General features: G+C 70.8%; 17 protein-coding genes and 1 tRNA gene. 14 read left to right on the top strand and 4 right to left on the bottom strand.

Features of this window, described 5'->3' with window-relative positions:
- Positions 1-143: 143 nt before the first annotated feature.
- Both CACI_RS39220 and CACI_RS39215 read left to right on the top strand, forming a co-directional pair.
- Complete coding sequence (locus CACI_RS39220; RefSeq protein WP_015796487.1) at positions 144-575, top strand: sec-independent translocase; 432 nt, start codon at positions 144-146, stop codon at positions 573-575.
- A 6-nt stretch (positions 576-581) separates the two neighbouring features.
- Positions 582-1,388, top strand: a complete 807-nt coding sequence (locus CACI_RS39215) for a hypothetical protein (RefSeq protein ID WP_015796486.1) — start codon at positions 582-584, stop codon at positions 1,386-1,388.
- Positions 1,389-1,528: 140 nt separating this feature from the next.
- Here the strand turns inward: CACI_RS39215 and CACI_RS39210 are convergent, their stop codons facing one another.
- On the bottom strand, positions 1,529-2,779 hold the full coding sequence (locus CACI_RS39210; protein WP_143765571.1) for a hypothetical protein: 1,251 nt from the start codon (positions 2,777-2,779) through the stop codon (positions 1,529-1,531).
- Positions 2,780-2,869: 90 nt separating this feature from the next.
- A complete protein-coding gene (locus CACI_RS51775; RefSeq protein ID WP_015796484.1) occupies positions 2,870-3,028 on the bottom strand; it encodes a DUF5679 domain-containing protein in 159 nt (52 codons plus the stop codon).
- A 105-nt stretch (positions 3,029-3,133) separates the two neighbouring features.
- Here CACI_RS51775 and CACI_RS39205 point away from each other — a divergent pair, with 105 nt between their 5' ends.
- Both CACI_RS39205 and CACI_RS39200 read left to right on the top strand, forming a co-directional pair.
- Positions 3,134-3,937: an enoyl-CoA hydratase/isomerase family protein gene (locus CACI_RS39205; protein WP_015796483.1), complete on the top strand. Its 804-nt coding sequence runs from the start codon at positions 3,134-3,136 to the stop codon at positions 3,935-3,937.
- 164 nt (positions 3,938-4,101) lie between these two features.
- Positions 4,102-4,644: a M48 metallopeptidase family protein gene (locus CACI_RS39200; protein WP_015796482.1), complete on the top strand. Its 543-nt coding sequence runs from the start codon at positions 4,102-4,104 to the stop codon at positions 4,642-4,644.
- Between the two features lie 133 nt (positions 4,645-4,777).
- Here the strand turns inward: CACI_RS39200 and CACI_RS39195 are convergent, their stop codons facing one another.
- Positions 4,778-6,391 carry a zinc-dependent metalloprotease gene (locus tag CACI_RS39195; protein ID WP_015796481.1) on the bottom strand — a complete coding sequence of 538 codons (1,614 nt, stop codon included), beginning with the start codon at positions 6,389-6,391 and terminating at the stop codon, positions 4,778-4,780.
- Between the two features lie 96 nt (positions 6,392-6,487).
- Here CACI_RS39195 and CACI_RS39190 point away from each other — a divergent pair, with 96 nt between their 5' ends.
- Genes CACI_RS39190 through CACI_RS39175 form a run of 4 tightly spaced genes read left to right on the top strand, consistent with a single transcriptional unit; the run spans position 6,488 to position 9,411 of the window.
- Positions 6,488-7,594 (top strand): NAD-dependent epimerase/dehydratase family protein, encoded by a 1,107-nt coding sequence (locus tag CACI_RS39190; protein ID WP_015796480.1) that lies wholly within the window; start codon positions 6,488-6,490, stop codon positions 7,592-7,594.
- 23 nt (positions 7,595-7,617) lie between these two features.
- On the top strand, positions 7,618-8,061 hold the full coding sequence (locus CACI_RS39185) for a molybdenum cofactor biosynthesis protein MoaE (protein WP_190276846.1): 444 nt from the start codon (positions 7,618-7,620) through the stop codon (positions 8,059-8,061).
- A gap of 40 nt (positions 8,062-8,101) precedes the next feature.
- Positions 8,102-8,293 carry a hypothetical protein gene (locus CACI_RS39180; RefSeq protein ID WP_041540734.1) on the top strand — a complete coding sequence of 64 codons (192 nt, stop codon included), beginning with the start codon at positions 8,102-8,104 and terminating at the stop codon, positions 8,291-8,293.
- Positions 8,294-8,340: 47 nt separating this feature from the next.
- Complete coding sequence (locus CACI_RS39175; RefSeq protein ID WP_015796477.1) at positions 8,341-9,411, top strand: YlbL family protein; 1,071 nt, start codon at positions 8,341-8,343, stop codon at positions 9,409-9,411.
- 77 nt (positions 9,412-9,488) lie between these two features.
- Here the strand turns inward: CACI_RS39175 and CACI_RS39170 are convergent, their stop codons facing one another.
- Positions 9,489-10,037 carry a PPA1309 family protein gene (locus CACI_RS39170; RefSeq protein WP_015796476.1) on the bottom strand — a complete coding sequence of 183 codons (549 nt, stop codon included), beginning with the start codon at positions 10,035-10,037 and terminating at the stop codon, positions 9,489-9,491.
- A gap of 149 nt (positions 10,038-10,186) precedes the next feature.
- Between CACI_RS39170 and CACI_RS39165 the strand changes: the two genes are divergently transcribed.
- From CACI_RS39165 to CACI_RS39140, 6 genes are all read left to right on the top strand, one after another.
- Complete coding sequence (locus CACI_RS39165) at positions 10,187-13,219, top strand: UPF0182 family membrane protein (protein WP_063643560.1); 3,033 nt, start codon at positions 10,187-10,189, stop codon at positions 13,217-13,219.
- Between the two features lie 84 nt (positions 13,220-13,303).
- Positions 13,304-13,377 (top strand) — tRNA-Met (locus tag CACI_RS39160).
- 158 nt (positions 13,378-13,535) lie between these two features.
- The gene (locus CACI_RS39155) at positions 13,536-14,072 is read left to right on the top strand and encodes a PadR family transcriptional regulator (protein WP_015796474.1); all 537 of its coding nucleotides are present in this window, start codon (positions 13,536-13,538) and stop codon (positions 14,070-14,072) included.
- A gap of 24 nt (positions 14,073-14,096) precedes the next feature.
- Positions 14,097-14,783 carry an ABC transporter ATP-binding protein gene (locus tag CACI_RS39150; protein ID WP_015796473.1) on the top strand — a complete coding sequence of 229 codons (687 nt, stop codon included), beginning with the start codon at positions 14,097-14,099 and terminating at the stop codon, positions 14,781-14,783.
- A gap of 11 nt (positions 14,784-14,794) precedes the next feature.
- The gene (locus CACI_RS39145) at positions 14,795-17,188 is read left to right on the top strand and encodes an ABC transporter permease (RefSeq protein WP_143765570.1); all 2,394 of its coding nucleotides are present in this window, start codon (positions 14,795-14,797) and stop codon (positions 17,186-17,188) included.
- Positions 17,189-17,259: 71 nt separating this feature from the next.
- Positions 17,260-18,021, top strand: a complete 762-nt coding sequence (locus CACI_RS39140) for a sensor domain-containing protein (protein WP_041540733.1) — start codon at positions 17,260-17,262, stop codon at positions 18,019-18,021.
- Positions 18,022-18,248 lie beyond the last annotated feature (227 nt).

Here is an 18,248-nt window from a genome sequence, read left to right as displayed (position 1 = left end):
GCTCGGCAGTGCCGAGCCTTGACGCACAAGGATCGACGAAACATCCACCGCCGAGGGTCCGGCATCGGCCCGAACGGGAGTTACGCTAGCGCGTAGCGCCGGAAAGCCGCCGGCCGCGCCCGCCAGAGCAGGAGCCTTCCACCGTGCCGTTTCTCGACATCAGCCCGCTGGAGCTGATCGCGCTGCTGGCCCTGGCCGTCATGCTGTTCGGCCCGGACAAGCTGCCCGGCGCGGTACAGGGTCTGGCGCGTACCCTGCGGCAGTTCCGGGAGTTCACCCGCAACGCCCAGAACGACCTGAAGAAGGAGCTGGGTCCGGAGTTCCAGGACATGGAACTGACCGACCTGCACCCGAAGAACTTCGTGCGCAAGCACGTGCTCGGACCCGACGGCGGCGACTTCCGCGAGATCAGGGACATCACCGACTCGCTCAACGGCGAGATACGCTCCGCGGCCGACGGCGCCCGACGCCCCCTGGCCGCCGACGACGCGACCCCGGACGATGCCCTCTACCGGGCTCCCGCCCCGCGCCTGGCCGCGGGCGAGCGCCCGCCGTTTGACGCGGATGCGACGTGAGGTTCCATGAGCAGCACCATCTCCACTGAAGACTTCCCCGATCCCCCCGGCCCGGCCTCGCAGCCGGGCTCGCTGGCGCCGGTAGCCGATGGCGCCGCCGCCGCTTCCGGCGCGGTTGCCGAGGCCGACAAGCGTCCCGGCCGCACCTCAGCCCTCGACGACTTCGTCCCGGGCCCGCCGATCGCCTCCATCTCCGCCGCCGCCCTGGCCGCCTCCGAACCCGACGCCTGGCCCGGCCAGCGCACCGCGGTGCCCTGGTACGGCCTGGACGAGGCGTGGGTCGGCGACCGCTGGCTGGGCTCGATCATGCTCGGTCCCGACGGTGTCGCCGAGTACGGCACTCTGGGCCACGGCGACCACCCGGCCCGCCGCCCCGACGACCTGTCCCCCCGCCGCTTCTGCGGCGTGGTGACCATGGCCCGCCTGGACCGCCGTCCCGGTGGCGGCGCGGCCGTGCTGGAGCCGACCACCTTGTCCACGCTGGCTGCCGTGGCGGGCTTGGGACTGCTGTCCGACGCCTGGCCCTGGGCCGTCGACAAGGCACTGCGCGGCGACTGGCTGCACCAGCAGACCGACCTGGCCTACGAGGTCGCCGAGAACCTGGACGACGCTCCCTGGCGTGCGGTCCAGCTCCCGGTCGACGGCAAGCCCACCCGCTTCCGCTACCGCGAGAGCGAGTACGGCTGGGTCCTGGCCGCGGAGCTGCGCGAGTGCTGGCTCGGCGCGTACGGCCGCGGCGTGACGGCCTACGGCCTGGGCTTCGAGCAGGTCACGCTGGACGCCTGGGAGGCGTACGAGGCGCTGCCGCGCTGACGGCGGTCCGCACGGGAATCCGGCGGGCGCGTGGCGTGCCCGGCATCGGCGGTTCACGCTTTCCGACGAGGTGGCGACTGAAAGTTCCGCCATCGACCTTCGCCGCCGCCGCCGATTTCTGACGTTCGGCGGGCTCGTCGTCAGCGGCCTGCTCGGAAGCTCAGGTAGGAACCAGCGGGTGCTTCCTCGGTGAGGTCGACCAGGCATCCGCAGTCCGGGTGCGGCGGCCGCTCGTGCCGGGTCTGTGCGCCGAAGGGCGGTGCCAGTTCCAGCGTGGCGTTCATCGTCGGCGGCGGGTCGCCCTCGACGAAGGCCAGGACGTGCAGCGCCGTCTGGACCGCCAGGTGGGTCGCCATCGTGACGTCGCAGGCCCGGTCTTCCGCCGCCGGTACGGCGTCCACGCCGCCGAACGGCACCATCGCCCGCGGCCACCCCGGGTCGCGCGCGGTGCGGTACAGGTCGCGGCAGCGCAGGCAGGAGGTGCGGCCCGGCTGGACGAACGGTCCGAGCACGCCGGTGGTCTCGTGCACCTCGGCCGGGACGTGCGGCACGCCGTCGGACTGGAGGGTGGCGGCCTGCGCCGGGTAGCCGTCGGCGATCGGGGCGAGGACAGCGACGTCGGGGCGCTGGCGGTTGGCCGGCATCGTGGTGCGGGTGCTGGGAGCCGAGGTGCGGATCAGGGTGCGGACGAGGTCTTGGCGGCGGGGTGGGGGAGCGGCGAGGTTGGATTCGTCGTCGGGCTGGGGATCGGCGGTGTTCGTCGTCGCGCTAACCGTGTCGGCAGCCGCACTATCCGCCGCACGACTTCCGCGTCCTCGCCCACGCCGCGGAGCAGGAACCTCCCGCTCGTCCCGGTGGCTCAGTCCTCGTGGATTCCGGAATCCCGCCGGTGCCGCATCGGCCGCCCGAGCCCGCCCGCTGTCGATCGGCACCACGCACCCGATCCCTGCCGAAGCCAGCATGTGCGCGACCGACGCTCCGACGCGTCCGCATCCGTACACGGCGACCACTGCCATCCGTCGCCGCGTCATCGCTCGCACCGCGCCGCCGGGAACCAGGTATCCGAGCGCCAGCGCCGCCATGTCGGGAGCCAGCCGGTCGGCTTCGGCGACATCCAGCGCGCGCAGCGCCGGGCCCGGGTCGTAGGCGGCGTCGTCGAGGAATCCGGCTCGGGCGAGCATGTCGAGCAGTGTCGTGGCGTGTGCGCCGGATAGTCCGATCTCTTCAGCCAGGGTCAGCAAGCCTGCGATGTCGCGGTGTCCGTCGAGTGCGCCCAGGAACGCGGTCGCGGTCGGACTCAGTCCGTTCAGCAGCAGCGACCTGCCCGGTGTCACCCCCACCTGCAGTGAGCCGCCGGGCCGCCACAACCGCCGCAGTCCCGCTTTCAGCACCGGACGCACGTTCGGCCTCCCGCCGTGTCAGCCCCCTAATTCACCCGTACGGCGGCCGGAGGACCGGCCGCCGCCTGCGTGCACCGGACCTCAGGCCTTGCCCAGGATCCGGTTGAGCTTGGTCCCGCAGGTCGGGCAGATTCCCTGCGCCATCCGCCGGCCCGAGTCGCTGACCTTCACCTCGCCGGTGAAGTTCTTCTTCTCCTTGCACTTCACGCAGTAGGCGTCCCCGGTGTACGACTCCGCCATGGTTTGTCACTACCTTCCGTATCTGAGGCCATACGTACCTTTCACCCCGAACGCGGAACACCATACGGCAGCGCGGGGCCCAAACCGCACCGCTACGCTGACGCCATGCCTGAGTCGCGCGAATATCCGCTCTTGGCCGTCCGCCGCACGTCGGATGGTGTGTTGACCGTGACGTTGGACGACCCGGACCGGCGCAACGCGATGACCGCGCCGATGACCGCGTCCTGGGAGCGGCTCATGCGGGAGATCGCGCGGGACGAGGAAATCCGCTGTGTCGTCGTGACCGGAGCCGGCTCCGCCTTCTGCGCCGGCGGCGATCTCGGGTGGATCGGCGCCGAGCCGGGCGCGCCTGTGGAAAAACTCCGCGACAAGATGCTGCCCTTCTACCGGATCTGGCTGAGCCTGCGGGATCTGCCGGTCCCGACCATCGCCGCGGTCAACGGCCCGGCGGTGGGCGCCGGCGCGTGTCTGGCTCTGGCCTGCGATCTGCGCTACGCGGTGGACACCGCGACGTTCGCGGTCCCGTTCACCAAGCTCGGCATGCACCCGGGGATGGCCGCGACGTGGCTGCTGCCGGAGGTCGTGGGCATGGCCACCGCGCGTGAGCTGCTCTACACGAACCGTGCCGTGAGCGGCGCGGAAGCTGTCGCGCTCGGCGTCTTCAACAGGGTGTTCCCCGCCGGGGACTTCCCTGGGGAGATCGAGCGGATCGCCTCCGATGTGGCCGCCGGAGCGCCGATCGCGGTGAAGCTCACCAAGCAGGCACTGATCGGTGACGGACACGAGTCGTTCGAGGCCGCACTGCGCTGGGAGGCGCTCGCGCAGCCGATCACGATGGCCACCGAGGATCTTCAGGAAGGCCTCGCGGCCCAGCGCGAGCGGCGTGTGCCGCGCTTCACCGGCGCCTGATCACTCTTTGTGTTAGGCAACCCACAGGAGTGCCCAGCCTGTGGATAACTCTGTGGAAAACCTGTGCACGGCATGTGGACAATCGGATTTGCGCCGATCCCGACGCCCCGGGATGTCTTTTCGATAACGCCATTGGGGGGTGGGGCACGCTAGGGTCCCTTGCCGTGGGACTCGACGAAGCCCCCCACCAGGGCGGTCAGATCGAGGTGCGGCGCAGCAACCGGCGGCGGCGCACCGTCTCTGCGTACCGGGACGGCGACAAGACCGTGGTGCTGATCCCCGCGCAGATGACGCGTGCTGAGGAAAAGCAGTGGGTCGACAAGATGCTCGCCCGGCTCGCGGGCCAGGAACGCAAGCGCAGACCGGACGACGAGGAGCTGTCTCGTCGTGCCCGTGACCTGTCGGTTCGCTACTTCGACGGCAGAGCGCAGCCCTCCAGCGTCCGCTGGGTCGCCAACCAGCAGGCGCGCTGGGGTTCCTGCACGCCTGTGGACGGCACGATCCGCATCTCCGACCGGGTGCGCGGGATGCCGGAGTATGTGCTGGACTACGTCCTGCTGCACGAGCTGGCGCACCTGCTCGTCCCCAGCCACGGCCCGCGCTTCTGGGAGCTGATGAGCGTGTATCCGAAGACGGAGCGCGCTCGAGGGTTTCTCGAAGGGTTCGCCAGTGCGGGAGGCAACGTGGCGGCGGACGACGCCGACTGAGGCGTACCGAGGCTGACCTCAGATGCCGACAGATGTCGACGTCAGATAACCGCTGGTGACGCCCGGCCACGCGCCGACGATGACGTTCGCCGTCGCGAGCCGGGCACCACCCGCCGAGTACTCCTGGCAGCGGCTACTGCTTCGGCTTGTCTTCGCCGTCCTCGTCCGAGCCCTTGTCGCCCTCGCCGCCCTTGCCGTCCTCGTCCGAGCTCTTGTCGTCCTTCTCGTTATCCACAGGGCCGTTATCCACAGCCCCGCCGTCCTTCGCCCCGGTCGTGCCGGTCCCGCCGCCCAGCAGCTCGTCCAGCCCCGAGAAGTCGAACTCCATCCCGTCCTCGGCGTCCCGGCCGTGCACGAACCCGTCCGGGTCGTCCAGGTCGGCGGACGTCGGCAGCAGGTCCGGGTGCGACCAGACCGCGTCGCGCCCCTCCAGCCCGCGCGCGTCGGCCAGCGACGCCCACAGCCGGGACGCGTCGCGCAGCCGCCGCGGGCGCAGCTCCAGGCCGACCAGCGCCGAGAACGTCTGCTCCGCCGGACCGCCGGCCGCGCGCCGCCGCCGCAGCGTCTCGCGCAGCGCGTCCGCCGCCGACAGCTGCGGCGCTGCCGCGGCGTGCACCACCGCGTCGACCCAGCCCTCAGCCAGGGCCAGCAGCGTCTCGAGCCGGGCCAGTGCCGCCTTCTGCGCCGGGGAGTCCACCGGGGTGAACAGTCCGCCGCCGCCGAGCATGTTCTCCAGCTGCGAGGGGTCCAGGTTGGTCAGGTCCATCTGCTCGGCCTGCTGCGCCAGCTCGCTGAACTTGGAGGCGTCGACCGTGATGCCGCGCGCGTACTCCTCGACCGCGCCGAGCAGCCGGGGCTTGAGCCACGGGACGTGCGAGAACAGCCGCTGGTAGGCGGCCTCGCGCAGCGCCAGGTACAGCCGGACCTGGTCGATGTCGACCTCGAGTCCTTCGGCGAAGACGTCCACGTTCGCCGGGAGCAGCACCGCCTTGCCCTCCGGGCCCAGCGGCAGCCCGATGTCGCTGCCGGACACGACCTCGCCGGCCAGCGAGGCCAGCGCCTGGCCGACCTGGGAGCCGAACATCGCGGTGCCCATCTGCTTGAGCATCCCGCCCAGCGGGTTCGCCCCGCCGCCGGCACCGCCCGCGGCGCCGCCGAACAGGTTGCCCAGCATGTCGCCCATGCCCGGCGGCAGGCCGGCCGCCTCCGGGTTCTCCGGCATGCCCAGCTCGCCGACGGCGCCGCCGACCGCCTCGCCCATCGCCGAGGTGATGCGCTCGGCGACCGGCTCGACCAGCTGCTTCCAGACCGGGAGCGTCTCCTCGATCCACTGCGCGCGGGACCACACGCGGGTGCCGGAGGTGCCCGCCGGGAGCGAGGTGACCTGGTCCAGCCAGTGCTCGGCGAGCTGGACGGCGCCGTCGTAGGTGCGCTGCTCGCCGTCGGTGGGCGAGGGGTCCGGGCCGGCGGCGGCCACGGCGTTGCGCGCCATGGTCTTGGCCAGGTCCCAGTTCACCGCGCCGTCGCCGCCGCCGCTCATCAGGGCCTGGATCTGGCTGAACACCATCTGCAGCATCTGCGGGTCCGGCATGCCCGGGATGTTCGAGCCCGGGGACTGCGCCCCGCTTCCGCCGAACATCTGCTGGAACATGGCCCCCAACGGATCAACGGGACCGTCCGGGCGCTTACCCTGGTTCTGCGACTCGTCGCCGTCCGAGGGGTTGTGATCTTCGGGGTTCTTGTTCACGGCGGGTGACCTCACGGACGACGGGGAAGAAGGATCGGTTCGACAGCGCGGAGACTGCTTCCTCTACACATCTAACGTAACCACAGGAGAGCCTCAGTGAGTTCCTCGCCGGACCGCAAGCGCCCCGGCCGCACCAGCAAGCCCACCATCGCCGTCACCGGTGCGGCCGCCCGACTGGGCGAGGCGCTGACCGGCAAGCTCGCCTTCGGCGGCGAGGTGCGCCGGGTCGTGGGGCTGGACGCCGAGCGCGGCGCCGCCCCGGCGACCTGGCGTTTGGGCGAGGTCACCGACCCCCAGCTGGCCGAACGCCTGTCCGGGGTGGACACGCTGGTGCACTTGGCGGTTGACGCCGATCTGAACTCCGAACCCCGTGAGCGCACCGCGCGCAACGTCCGCGCCGCCCAGACCGCCATCACCGCCGCGGCCGCCGCCGGCGTCCACCATGTGGTCCTGCTGTCCACCGCCATGGTCTACGGCGCCCTCCCGGACAACCCGCTCCCGCTGGAGGACGACGCCCCGCTGCGCGCCACCCCCGACGGCACCCTCGTCGGCGACCTGCTGGAGATCGAGCGGCTGGCCGCGATCGCGCCGCGCGCGCACCCCGGTCTGGACGTCACCGTGCTGCGCCCGGCCGCCATTGTCGGTCCCGGCGTGGACACCTACCTGACGCGGCACTTCGAGGCGCCCCGCCTGTTGGTGGTGCGCGGGTCGAAGCCGGTCTGGCAGTTCTGCCACATCGACGACCTGCTGTCCGCTCTGGAGTACGCGGCGCTGGGCAAGGTCAGCGGGGTCGTCCCGGTGGCTTCGGACGGCTGGCTCACGCAGGATGAAGTAGAGGAGATCTCCGGGATGCGCCGGATGGAGCTCCCGGAAGGGCTTGCTGTGGGCGCCGCCGAGCGGCTGCACAGGCTGCACCTGACTCCCGCCCCCGCCAGCGACCTGCAGTACGTGATGCATCCGTGGGCGGTTTCCAACAAGAAGCTTAGGGAAGCCGGGTGGGAGCCGGCCTTCACGAACGAGGAAGCGTTCGGCCAGCTTCTCGAGGACATCGACGGCCACCACGCCGCGCTGGCCCGGCGCCTGGGCAAGAAGGACGCCGCCGCCGGCCTCGGCGCGGCCGGCGCCACGGTCGCGCTGGTCGGCACCGCGGCCCTGGTGCGGCGGGCACGGCGCAAGCGCCGTGGGGGAGGATCAGTGTCGTGATCGAGGAGAAGGAGCAGGAGAGCGTGACGGCGGGACACACGGCCGGCAGGACGGTCATCCACACGGACGTCCGCGAGGAGCCGCTCTCCGTCGACGAGGTCGTCGCGGCGGTCACGCACCAGAGCGCGGGCGGCATCGCGCTGTTCATCGGGGTCGTGCGCGACCACGACCACGGCCGGAGCGTCACCGCGCTGGACTACAGCGCGCACCCCTCCGCCGCCGAACTGCTGGCGAAGGTCGCCGAGGACATCGCCGAGGCGCACCCGGACGTGGTCGCCGTCTCGGCCGTCCACCGGGTGGGCGCACTGACCGTCGGCGATCTCGCGGTCGTGGTCGGAGCCTCCGCGCCGCACCGCGCCGAGGCCTTCGCCGCCTGTCGGGCGTTCATCGACACGCTCAAGGCGCAGGTGCCGATCTGGAAGCGCGAGGAGTTCGCCGACGGCGACCATGAGTGGGTCGGCTGCTAGCTTCACTGCGGGTGAGGCTTCGGTGCGTTACAGTCACGGTGTGCTGTCGATCCTGGCTTGGTGGGCGATCCCGGTCGGCGCCGTGGTCCTGGCCGCGGCCGTGTCGGCCCTGGCCCGACACGTGCGGCGGCCCAGCGACGACGACACCATCCACGCCTACCGCCGTTTCCGCGAGGCCATCTCCAACGAGGACCCGATCGCGGTCGCGGCCGAGGCGGCGCCTCCGGCGTGAGGCAAGGTCTCAGCGCCGCTTCAGACTGCACCAGATAGCATCGGTGCATGCAGCGCCGTGCCCTCACCCTGAGTCTTGCCGGAACGACGGTCGCCCTGCTCACGGCCTCGGCGTTTCTGATCCCGACGCCGTACGCGGAGATGTCGCCCGGCCCGACCTACGACACGTTGGGCAGCTACTCGACCGATTCCGGGCAGCCGGCCAAGCCGGTCATCGACATCAACGGCACCCAGACCTTCCCGCACACCAGCGGCGGGCAGCTGCGCATGGTCACCGTCGAGGTGTCCCGGGCGGACTACAAGCCGAACAGCGTCGAGGTGCTCTCCGGCTGGCTGTCCAGCGACAAGATCGTGGTCCCCCGCACGGTCATCTACCCCGAGGGGCAGACCGCGGAGGAGGCGACCCAGCAGAACACCGCGATGTTCGACGACTCCGAGGACCAGGCGATCACCGCGGCGCTGGCCGCCAAGGGGATCAAGCCGCTGCGGACCGAGGTGATCGTGGACTCGGTGACCGCGGGGAGCCCGGCCGACGGCAAGCTGCAGGCGCAGGACGTCATCGACGCGGTGGACGGCACGAACCTGGTGAAGCCCGACGACGTCCACACACTGATCCAGAAGCACAAGCCGGGCGACACGGTGGTCTTCACGGTGACCCGGGCCGGCAAGCAGCAGCAGGTCTCGGTGGTCACCACGCAGTCCCACGACACCGGGCCGTCCCGGGCGCTGGTCGGCTTCCTGCCGGGCACCCAGAACGTCTTCCCGTTCGACGTGAAGATCCAGCTCGACAACGTCGGCGGGCCTAGCGCCGGCATGATGTTCGCGCTCGGGATCATCGACGAGCTCTCGCAGCAGGACCTCACCGGCGGCCTGAAGATCGCCGGGACCGGCACCATCGACTCCTCCGGCAAGGTCGGGCCGATCGGCGGCGTGCAGATGAAGACGCTGGCCGCCAAGCGGGACGGCGCGACCGTCTTCCTGACGCCCGCCGACAACTGCGCGGACGCGGTCAAGAACGCGCCGAGCGGGCTGCGTCTGGTGAAGGTCAACACGCTGCAGGACGCGCTGACCGCGCTGAACACGCTGCGGGCCGGCGGGAACCCTCAGAGCTGTAGCTGAGCTTCGAGCGGCAGCGTTGCCGGGGTGACCCGGCGGCGCTGCCGTTGCGTTTTCTCGGCGGCGCAGGTGCCGCCGCCTTACTCCTCGAACGTCTCCAGCAGCGCCGTCGCCAGGTTCGGCACCAGGTCCGGACCGGACAGCACCTCCATGTCCGAGTCCTTCGACCGCAGCCGGATCGCCGCCTGCCGGGTCCCGTCGCGCAGCACGCCGACCGCCATGCGCACGTCCTGGCGCTCGGGGTGCTTGGCCACCCAGCGCTCGAGCGCGGCGCCCTCCAGCTCTCGCGGGATCTGCGCCTCGGCGCTCGGCGGGAGCATCTGCGTCTCGATGACCAGGGCGCAGCCCTCGACCGCGGCCGGCCAGACCATCTTGCCCAGCATCTCGTCCAGCGGCTGGTCCAGGGCCAGGCCGTCCTGCTCGATCGAGGTGAAGGTGGGGATGCCGCCGCTCGGGCCCGCCTCGTCGGTCAGGCCCAGGGCCGCGGCCATGCGCGGCTGGGTGACCAGCAGCTCGGCGGTCGGGACCAGCGCGAACATGCGCGGACGCTGGTTCCAGCCGTCGGCGGCGACGTGCTGCTCGATCTCGACGACGGACTGCATCAGGGCCACGTTGGCGACAGAGCTCATGGCGCCATTCTCCCTCGGCTCGCCGGCGCTGCCGACCGGGCGTGGCCCGCGGTCGCCCGAAGGCGTGCGGAGCGCTCCGGTCGTTCCATATGACGAACGCCCCCACGGCGGCCGTCGTCCGGCGGCGCCTCCGGCGTACGCTGAGGCGCGTGGCGTTCGAGATGCCGAACTTCGGTGGTGAAGACCGGGACGCCGGGGGCGACAAGAGCGGGCACCCGGCGGGATCGTCCGGAGGATTCGGCTCCCGGAGCGCGCGTCGGACGGCGTTCGGCGTTCCGCCGAGGCGGACCAAGGTGCTGGCGATCACGATCGTGATCATGGCGGTGCTGATCACCGCCTTCTTGATCTTCGACAGCGTCTATACCTCGTACCTCTGGTACCACTCCGTCGGCGCGGGAGCGGTCTACCGCACCCGCGCGGTCACCGAGATCGTGCTCTTCCTGGTCTTCGGCGCGCTGATGGCGCTCGTGGTCGGTACCAACATCTGGCTCGCGCACCGCTTCCGGCCGCCGCTGACCGGGGTGTCCATGGAACAGCAGGCGCTGGACCGCTACCGCATGGGACTCGCGCCGTTCCAGGCCTGGCTGCTGGTCGGGGCGTCAGCGTTCTTCGGCATCGCGGCCGGCGCATCCGCCTCCGGTGCTTGGCGCACCTACCTGATGTGGGCCGACAGCGTCTCGTTCGGGACCGAGGATCCGCAGTTCCACAAGGACGTCGGCTTCTACGTCTTCACGCTGCCCTGGCTGCGCCATATCCAAGGCTTCATGGTCGCCGCGGTGCTGCTCAGCCTGCTCGCCGCGCTGTTCACGCACTACCTGTTCGCCGGCGTCGCGCTCACCCCGCCGGCCGGCGCGGGCACCGGACGGACGGTCGGCTCGCGGGCGACCCGCGCCGCGCAGGTGCACATCTCGGTCCTGCTCGGCTGCCTGGTCCTGGTGAAGGCGTACGCGTACTGGCTCGACCGGTACTCGCTCACCGTGGACCACTCCAAGATAACCAACGGCTGGACCGGTCCGACGTACAAGGACGTGCACGCGGTCCTGCCGGCGAAGACCATCCTGCTGGTGATCGCCGTACTGTGCGCCCTGCTGTTCTTCGGCAACGCCCTGCGCCTGCTCCTGTGGGCGCCCCTGCCTGACGTCGACCGCGGCGGCCACGCCTGGGCGCTGCCCGCGCTCGGGGTCTCGCTGATGGTGCTGGCCTCGGTGGTGATAGGCGGCGTCTATCCGCTGGCGGTGCAGCAGCTCCAGGTGGATCCGAGCCAGAGCACGAAGGAAGCGCCGTACATCCAGCGGAACATCGACGCCACGCGGACCGCCTACGGCCTGAACGACGTCGAGACGCAGACCTCGTACGTCCCCAAGACCGACGTCGCTCAGAACCAGCTCGCTCCAGACGCCGCGACGGTCGCGCAGATCCCCGTCATGGACCCCTCAGTGGCTTCGGCGGACTTCAACCAGCAGCAGTCGCCCGGGAACGCCGCGTACTACCACTTCCCCGATCCCTTGACCGTGGACCGCTATCAGGTCGGCGGCAAGACGCAGGACACCCTCCTCGGAGTCCGCGGCCTCAAGCCCGCCAGCACCCTGGACGCCCCGAACAACTGGGTCGACGACCATCTGAAGTACACCCACGGCTACGGCCTCCAGGCTGCCGCGGAAGACGCCACAGCGGCCGGCGGTCCGGCGTCGGCATCCGGCGCATCTGCCGCCGGCTCGCCGGACTACCTCTCGCAGACCTCCTCGGACTCCAGCACCCTCGGCAGCTACCAGCCGCGCGTCTACTTCGGTCCGAGCCTGCCGGACTACTCGATCGTCGGAGCCCCGCCGAACGCCGCGCCCGCCGAGTTCGACTACCCCGACGCCGCGTCGCCGACGCAGCAGCAGAGCACTACCTACGCGGGCAAGGGCGGCGTCCCGGTCGACTCCGTCCTGACCAAGCTGCTCTACGCGGTGAAGTTCCACGAGCCGAAGATCCTGCTGTCCAATGGTGTGAACAAGGACTCGCGGATCATGTACGACCGCGACCCCGGGCAGCGCGTGCGGGAGGTCGCGCCGTGGCTGACCGTCGACGGCACCACGTATCCCGTGGCGGAGAACGGCCGCATCCTGTGGGTCGTGGACGGCTACACGACCACGGCGGCGTATCCGTACTCGACGACGACGGAGCTGTCCGGCACGGTCAACTACGTCCGCAACGCGGTGAAGGCCACGGTGGACGCCTACGACGGCACCGTGACGCTCTACGCCTGGGACGACACCGACCCGATCCTGAAGACCTGGATGAAGGCCTTCCCCGGCACGGTGAAGCCGCGCAGCGCGATCAGCCCCGACCTGCTCACACACCTGCGCTACCCGCAGGACCTGTTCAACGCCCAGCGCGACATGCTCGGCCGCTACCACGTCACGCAGGCCTCGGAGTTCTCCGCCGGCTCCTCGTTCTGGAACGTCCCGGCCGACCCGACGAAGGACAGCCCCGAGGGCCCGTCCCAGCAGCCGCAGTCGCCGTACTACGTGACCCTCCAGATGCCACACCAGGGCTCGCCCACGTTCTCCCTCGCCGGGACCCTGACCGCCCCCGGCCGCGCCGGCCTGGCGGCGTTCATGGCCGTGGACTCCGATCCCCAGAGCCCGGACTACGGCAAGATCAGAATCCTGTCGCTGCCCACCGACACCAAGGTGCCGAGCCCCGAACAAGTCCAGAACACCTTCCGCACCGCCTACGCCGACCAGCTCACGACCCCGAAGGCGGTCGAGGGCAACCTGCTGACGCTGCCGGTCGGCGGCGGACTGCTCTACGTCGAGCCGGTGTACGTGCCGCTCACCATTCAGACGCCCTACCCGGTCCTGAAGGGCGTGATGGTCGCCTTCGGGGACGACAAGGCCTTCGAACCCACCCTGCAACTGGCCCTCGACAAGTTGTTCGCCGGCAAGTCCGGAGCCGTCACCGGCGAGAACCCGCTGCCGCAGGGCGCCTCCACCACGCTCCCGGACGCCGGTACCGCGGTCGCCGAGCAGCTGAAACAGGCGATCAACGACGCCGCCGCGGCCCAGGACCGGGCGGTCAAGGCCTTGTCGGAGACGCCTCCGGACTGGACGGCGTTCGGCGTGGCCGAGACCGAAGCCCAGCAGGCGCTGAAGCGCGCCCAGGACATCGAGAACGCCCAAACCGCACCCAAGTGACACTCCGGCGACTCCGGCGCCGACCAGGGCGCGCCTGTTCGATTTGCTCTGCCGACCCCCCGCGGGTTACCGTTGGTTCACCGACGCGGGGTGGAGCAGCTCGGTAGCTCGCTGGGCTCATAACCCAGAGGTCGCAGGTTCAAATCCTGTCCCCGCTACTAGGGAAAGGGCCCGGTTCTTCGGAACCGGGCCCTTTGTCGTGTCCGGCGACGCCCCGATCCTCGCCGCAAACCCCTTCCTCAGCTCTGACCAGCGGAATCCCTCTCTCGCGACAGACTATTCACTCAGGTTATACCTCGGGTGTATAGTCCTTCCTGTGAGCGTCCCCCTGACTCTGCTGGGCCTGCTGGCCCGAGGCCAGCCGACCCATGGCTACGACCTCAAGCGCGACTACGACAGCCACTTCGCCAACGGCAAGCCGCTGCCCTACGGCCAGGTCTACTCGACCCTGAGCCGGCTGGCGCGGGACGGGAAGGTCGTCGGCGGCGAGGCCGAGCCGGGGGACGGGCCGGACCGCAAGCGGTACGCGATCACCGACATGGGGCGCGGCGAGGTGATGGGCTGGCTCTCGCAGACCGTGGAGCCCGAGCCGCACCTGCAGACCGTGCTCTTCTCCAAGGTCGTGCTGGCGCTGATGCTCGGCGAGGACGCCGCCGGCTACCTCGACGCCCAGCGCGCCGCGCATCTCAAGCGCATGCGCGAACTCACCGAAGTGAAGCGGACCGGGGCGACAGTCGACGCGCTGCTGGCCGACTACGGACTGTTCCACCTCGAAGCCGATCTGCGCTGGATCGAGCTGACCACCGCCAGGCTGACCGCCCTGGCCCGGGTCGTCACCGACGAGCAGAAGTAACCAGACGGAGCAGGGGGAGACGCAATGAGCGAGTACATCCTGGAGGCGCGAGACGTACACCGCGCCTTCGGTCAGACACAGGCGCTGCGCGGGGCGAGCGTCGCGGTGCGGCGCGGGGAGCTGCTGGCGATCATGGGACCGTCCGGGTCCGGGAAGTCGACGCTGCTGCACTGCCTGGCCGGCATCTACGCGCCGAACCAGGGCGAGGTGTGGTTCGACGGCGCGCGGGTCGACACCCTCGGCGAGACCAAGCGCACCGAGCTGCGGCGCGACGCCTTCGGGTTCGTGTTCCAGTTCGGCCAGCTGGTGCCCGAGCTGACCGCGCTGGACAACGTCGCGCTGCCGCTGCTGCTGGCCAAGAAGCCGCGCCGGCAGGCGTACGCGCAAGCCGCGCCCTGGCTGGAGCGCCTGGGACTGCAGGAGCACGGCGACCACCGCAGCGGCGAGCTGTCCGGCGGCCAGGCGCAGCGCGTCGCGCTGGCCCGCGCGCTGGTGCACCAGCCGCGGGTGCTGTTCGCCGACGAGCCGACCGGGGCGCTGGACACCCTCACCGGCGAGGCTGTGATGGACCTGCTGGTCAGCACGGCCCGCGAGGAGGGGACCACCGTCGTGCTGGTCACCCACGACGCCCGGGTCGCCGCCTACGCCGACCGCGAGATCGTCGTGCGCGACGGCCGCGCGGTCACCACGCCGAGTTCGGCGGTGGCCTGACCATGATCCGCATGGGGATGCGCCTGACGCTGCGCGGCGGGCGCGAGGCGGTGGTCCGCCTGGTGGTGATGTCGCTCGCGGTGGCGGTCGGGGTCGCCGTGATGCTCGGCGTCTTCAGCCTGTTCAACGCCTATCAGGGCACGACCAGCCGGCAGTGCTGGGAGTGCTCGCCGACCACAACCGCCGCAGTGGGCAGCGCCCGGATGGGCACCGCGCCCGGTACGCGGCGCGTCGCCGGGCAACCGGCTGGGATGAACGCCGACGGCACCATCGACCTGACGGCGGCGAAGCAGGCCGGCGCCAAGGAGCTGTGGAACTTCTCCCAGGACTTCTATCAGGGCACGGAGCTGCGCCGCCTGGACGTCGCAGCGCTCACCGCCGACGCTCCCACTCTGCCGGGCATGAGCACGGTGCCCGCACCCGGCCAGTACTACGTCTCCCCGGCGCTGGCGCACCTGCTCGCCACGGTCCCGGCGAACGAACTCGGCGACCGCTTCCCCGGCCACCAGGTCGGCGTCATCCCGAAGGCCGCCCTGTACAGCCCGGACGAGCTGGCCATCGTCATCGGCCACACCCCGGACGAGCTCGCCACCCGCACGGCGACCGAGCCGATCACCGCCATGTCGACCGCCAAGGAGGTGAAGGGCACCACCACCATCTACCGGTTCGCTTTCGCCTTCGGCACGGTCGCGCTGCTCCTTCCGATCATCATCATGGTCGGCACCGCCACCCGGCTGAACGCCGCCCGCCGCGAGGAGCGCTACGCCGCGATGCGTCTGGTCGGGGCGACGCCGCGGCAGGTGACGACCGTCGCCTCGGTCGAGTCGTCCGTCGGCGCGGCCCTGGGCTCCGTGCTCGGGATCCTCGGCTACCTGGCCATCAGCTCGCAGGTCGCGAAGGTCAACGTCACCGGCACCCTGTTCTTCCCTTCGGAAGTGTCGCCGGGACTGCTCGGCTATCTCGGGGTCCTGATCCTGGTGCCGCTGCTGGCCGCCTTCGCCGGCGTGCGCTCGCTGCGCCGGGTGCAGTACGACCCGCTCGCCGTCGCGCGCAAGGCCACGCCGAAGCCGCCGACGGCCAAGCGCCTGATCCCGCTGCTGCTCGGCGTGGCGTTGTTCGTGGTCGCGGTCAACATGCCGGCCAGCGACAACGCGGACGGTGTGGTCTACCCCTCGCTGATCCTCACCATGTGGGGCGTTGTCTTCGCCGGACCGTGGGTGACCATGCGGTCCTCGCGGCTGCTGGCCCGCCTTGGCGGCGGCGCGGCGATGACGCTGGCCGCCCGGCGCCTGGCCGACGACCCGCGGGCGACGTTCCGCACGGTCGCCGGCGTGACCGTCGCGGTGTTCGTCGGGACCGCCGTCGCCGGAGTGCTGCCGACCGCGGTCGCCGCCGAGACCTCCGGGCAGCGCGCCCCGCTGACCAACGTTCTGCGCCTGCGCTACGACATGAGCGGACCAGGCGTGAAGGACGGTCTGACGCCCGCGCAGGCCACGACCACGCTGAACGCCCTGCGGGCCATGCCGGGTGTGTCGGCCATCCCGATCTACCAGGGAGCGGACACATCGGGGTGGACTCCGGACAGCGACACCCCGCCGCCGATCGGCTGGTACCCGCCGAACGAGTACGTGAGGTGCGCCGACGCGAGCGCGGTCCCCGCCTTGGGTACCTGCGCGCCCGGCCAGCAGGCAGCGGTGATCGCCGGTGACGAGCTGTTCATCGACAACCCGCTGATGCTGCACCTGCCGGTGATCGGCAACAGCGACGTGGACCGGATCACCGGCGCCGCGGTGGCGGCGAGCGTCCCGTCCGGCACGGATCTGTCGACGCTGAATGTCGTCACATTGATGGTCGCCGCCTCCGACCGCGCGACGCTGGAACGCGCCCGCACCTACCTGGACGTCCACGCCCCGGTTCTGATCGGCATGGGAAGCCCGGATCAGTGGTCCACCGACGCCGCCGGTCCCATGACGTTCGGCGAGGTCGCCTCGGTCCGCGGGGAGCAATACAAGGCCGCGCAGCAGATGATCATGTTCGTGGTCGGCCTGACGCTGTTCGTGGCGGGCTGCGGCATCGCCGTGGCCACCGCCGGCAGCCTGGTCGAGCGCAAGCGGCCGTTCACCCTCCTCCGGCTGTCCGGGACCCCGCTGTCGGTCCTGCGCCGCGTGGTGTTCCTGGAGTCGGCGCTGCCGCTGGTCGCGGTGTCGGTCCTGGCAGGGCTGGCCGCCTACGCGATGGCGCTGATCGCCGTGCGGACGCTGGCCGAGGGGGTCTCGATGTCCTTCCCGCTGGCCACCTATTCGGTGAGCGTGTCGGTGGTGATGGTCGCCGCCGTCGGCGTGATCCTCGGATCGATGACGCTGCTGAGTCGGATGACGCGCTCGGAATACGCGCGATTCGAGTAACGCAGGGGGACGGCCGGGACGGACATGCGCTGTCCGCCCGGCCGTCTCTGTGTGCTGCTATGTTGACCGCCATGCCGTCCGGGACCAAAGGCGTGTCCATCGCCGTTCTCGCAACAGTCGTCCTGACCGCGGCAGCCTGTGGCGGCTCGGCGAAGAAGGCCGCCCCCGCGCCCTCGCCGATGTCCTCCGCGAGCGGCAGCGTCGCCTCCAGCCCGGCAGCCGCCGACACGGCGGCCGCGAGCCGGCTCAGCAAGCTGTTGCTGACCGACGCGGACGACGCCGGATACACCTACGACGCCTCGCAGGACGGCACCGGGGTCACCAGCACCCAAGATGTCGTGACGACCGGCGGCAGCGTCTGCCAGAGCTTCGTGGACGCCCAGGAGGCCCTGTCCACGAAGTACGGCACGACCGCCGAGGTCGACCGCCGGCTCACCAAGCCGAACGACGCCCACACGATCCAGTCCTCGGCGATGGCCTTTCCCTCCGCCGACAAGGCCGCGGCGATGATCGCCGACCTGACCGCGGGCGTGAAGGGTTGCAAGAGCCTGTCCCTGACCCAGGGTGGCACCACCCTGTCGATGCAGCCCAGCGCGATCCCGGAACTCACGAAGGCCGGCCAGGTCGGCTACATCGACTACCTGACCGCCGGCGGCAGCACCGAGTTGATGGCGGCCGACCTGGTCCAGGTCGGCACGACGGTCTCGGTGGTCGCCATCGACGGCCCGCTGACGAACGATCCCGCCGCGCTGCAACAAATGGGCGGGACCCAGCTCGCGCACCTGTCGGACGTGCAGGTCGGGCGGTTGAAGTCCGCGCAGGGCCCGAGCTGATCAAGGCGGCGCCGACCGCGAACTCCCCGCTCGATGTAAACAGAAATCAAGATTGTTGACAGCTTCCAACAAATTACGGCGGGGTACGTAGCTCAGGCGTCTCAAGGTGCGAACTCGTCGAGGAGCCGCCCTTGTGGGAGACCGCAGGCCTTCAGAGGCGCTCGGCGGCCCGTGACCCGCGCCACATGCGAGAACCTAACAGTTCCGGACATGTTCAGCCAAGAACG

It is taken from the genome of Catenulispora acidiphila DSM 44928 (assembly GCF_000024025.1).
In the GTDB taxonomy this organism is placed as follows: domain Bacteria; phylum Actinomycetota; class Actinomycetes; order Streptomycetales; family Catenulisporaceae; genus Catenulispora; species Catenulispora acidiphila.
The sequence above is the reverse complement of the archived record's forward strand: the minus strand, read 5'-3'. Positions and strand labels throughout refer to the sequence as shown.

What these genes read in the sequence shown, in the direction of transcription:
- CACI_RS39140 (WP_041540733.1), top strand. Translation starts at nt 17,260, where the DNA reads ATGCCGTCCGGGACCAAAGGCGTGTCCATCGCCGTTCTCGCAACAGTC.
- CACI_RS39175 (WP_015796477.1), top strand. Translation starts at nt 8,341, where the DNA reads ATGCAGCGCCGTGCCCTCACCCTGAGTCTTGCCGGAACGACGGTCGCC.
- CACI_RS51775 (WP_015796484.1), bottom strand. Translation starts at nt 3,028, where the DNA reads ATGGCGGAGTCGTACACCGGGGACGCCTACTGCGTGAAGTGCAAGGAG.
- CACI_RS39145 (WP_143765570.1), top strand. Translation starts at nt 14,795, where the DNA reads ATGGGGATGCGCCTGACGCTGCGCGGCGGGCGCGAGGCGGTGGTCCGC.
- CACI_RS39215 (WP_015796486.1), top strand. Translation starts at nt 582, where the DNA reads ATGAGCAGCACCATCTCCACTGAAGACTTCCCCGATCCCCCCGGCCCG.
- CACI_RS39150 (WP_015796473.1), top strand. Translation starts at nt 14,097, where the DNA reads ATGAGCGAGTACATCCTGGAGGCGCGAGACGTACACCGCGCCTTCGGT.
- CACI_RS39170 (WP_015796476.1), bottom strand. Translation starts at nt 10,037, where the DNA reads ATGAGCTCTGTCGCCAACGTGGCCCTGATGCAGTCCGTCGTCGAGATC.
- CACI_RS39205 (WP_015796483.1), top strand. Translation starts at nt 3,134, where the DNA reads ATGCCTGAGTCGCGCGAATATCCGCTCTTGGCCGTCCGCCGCACGTCG.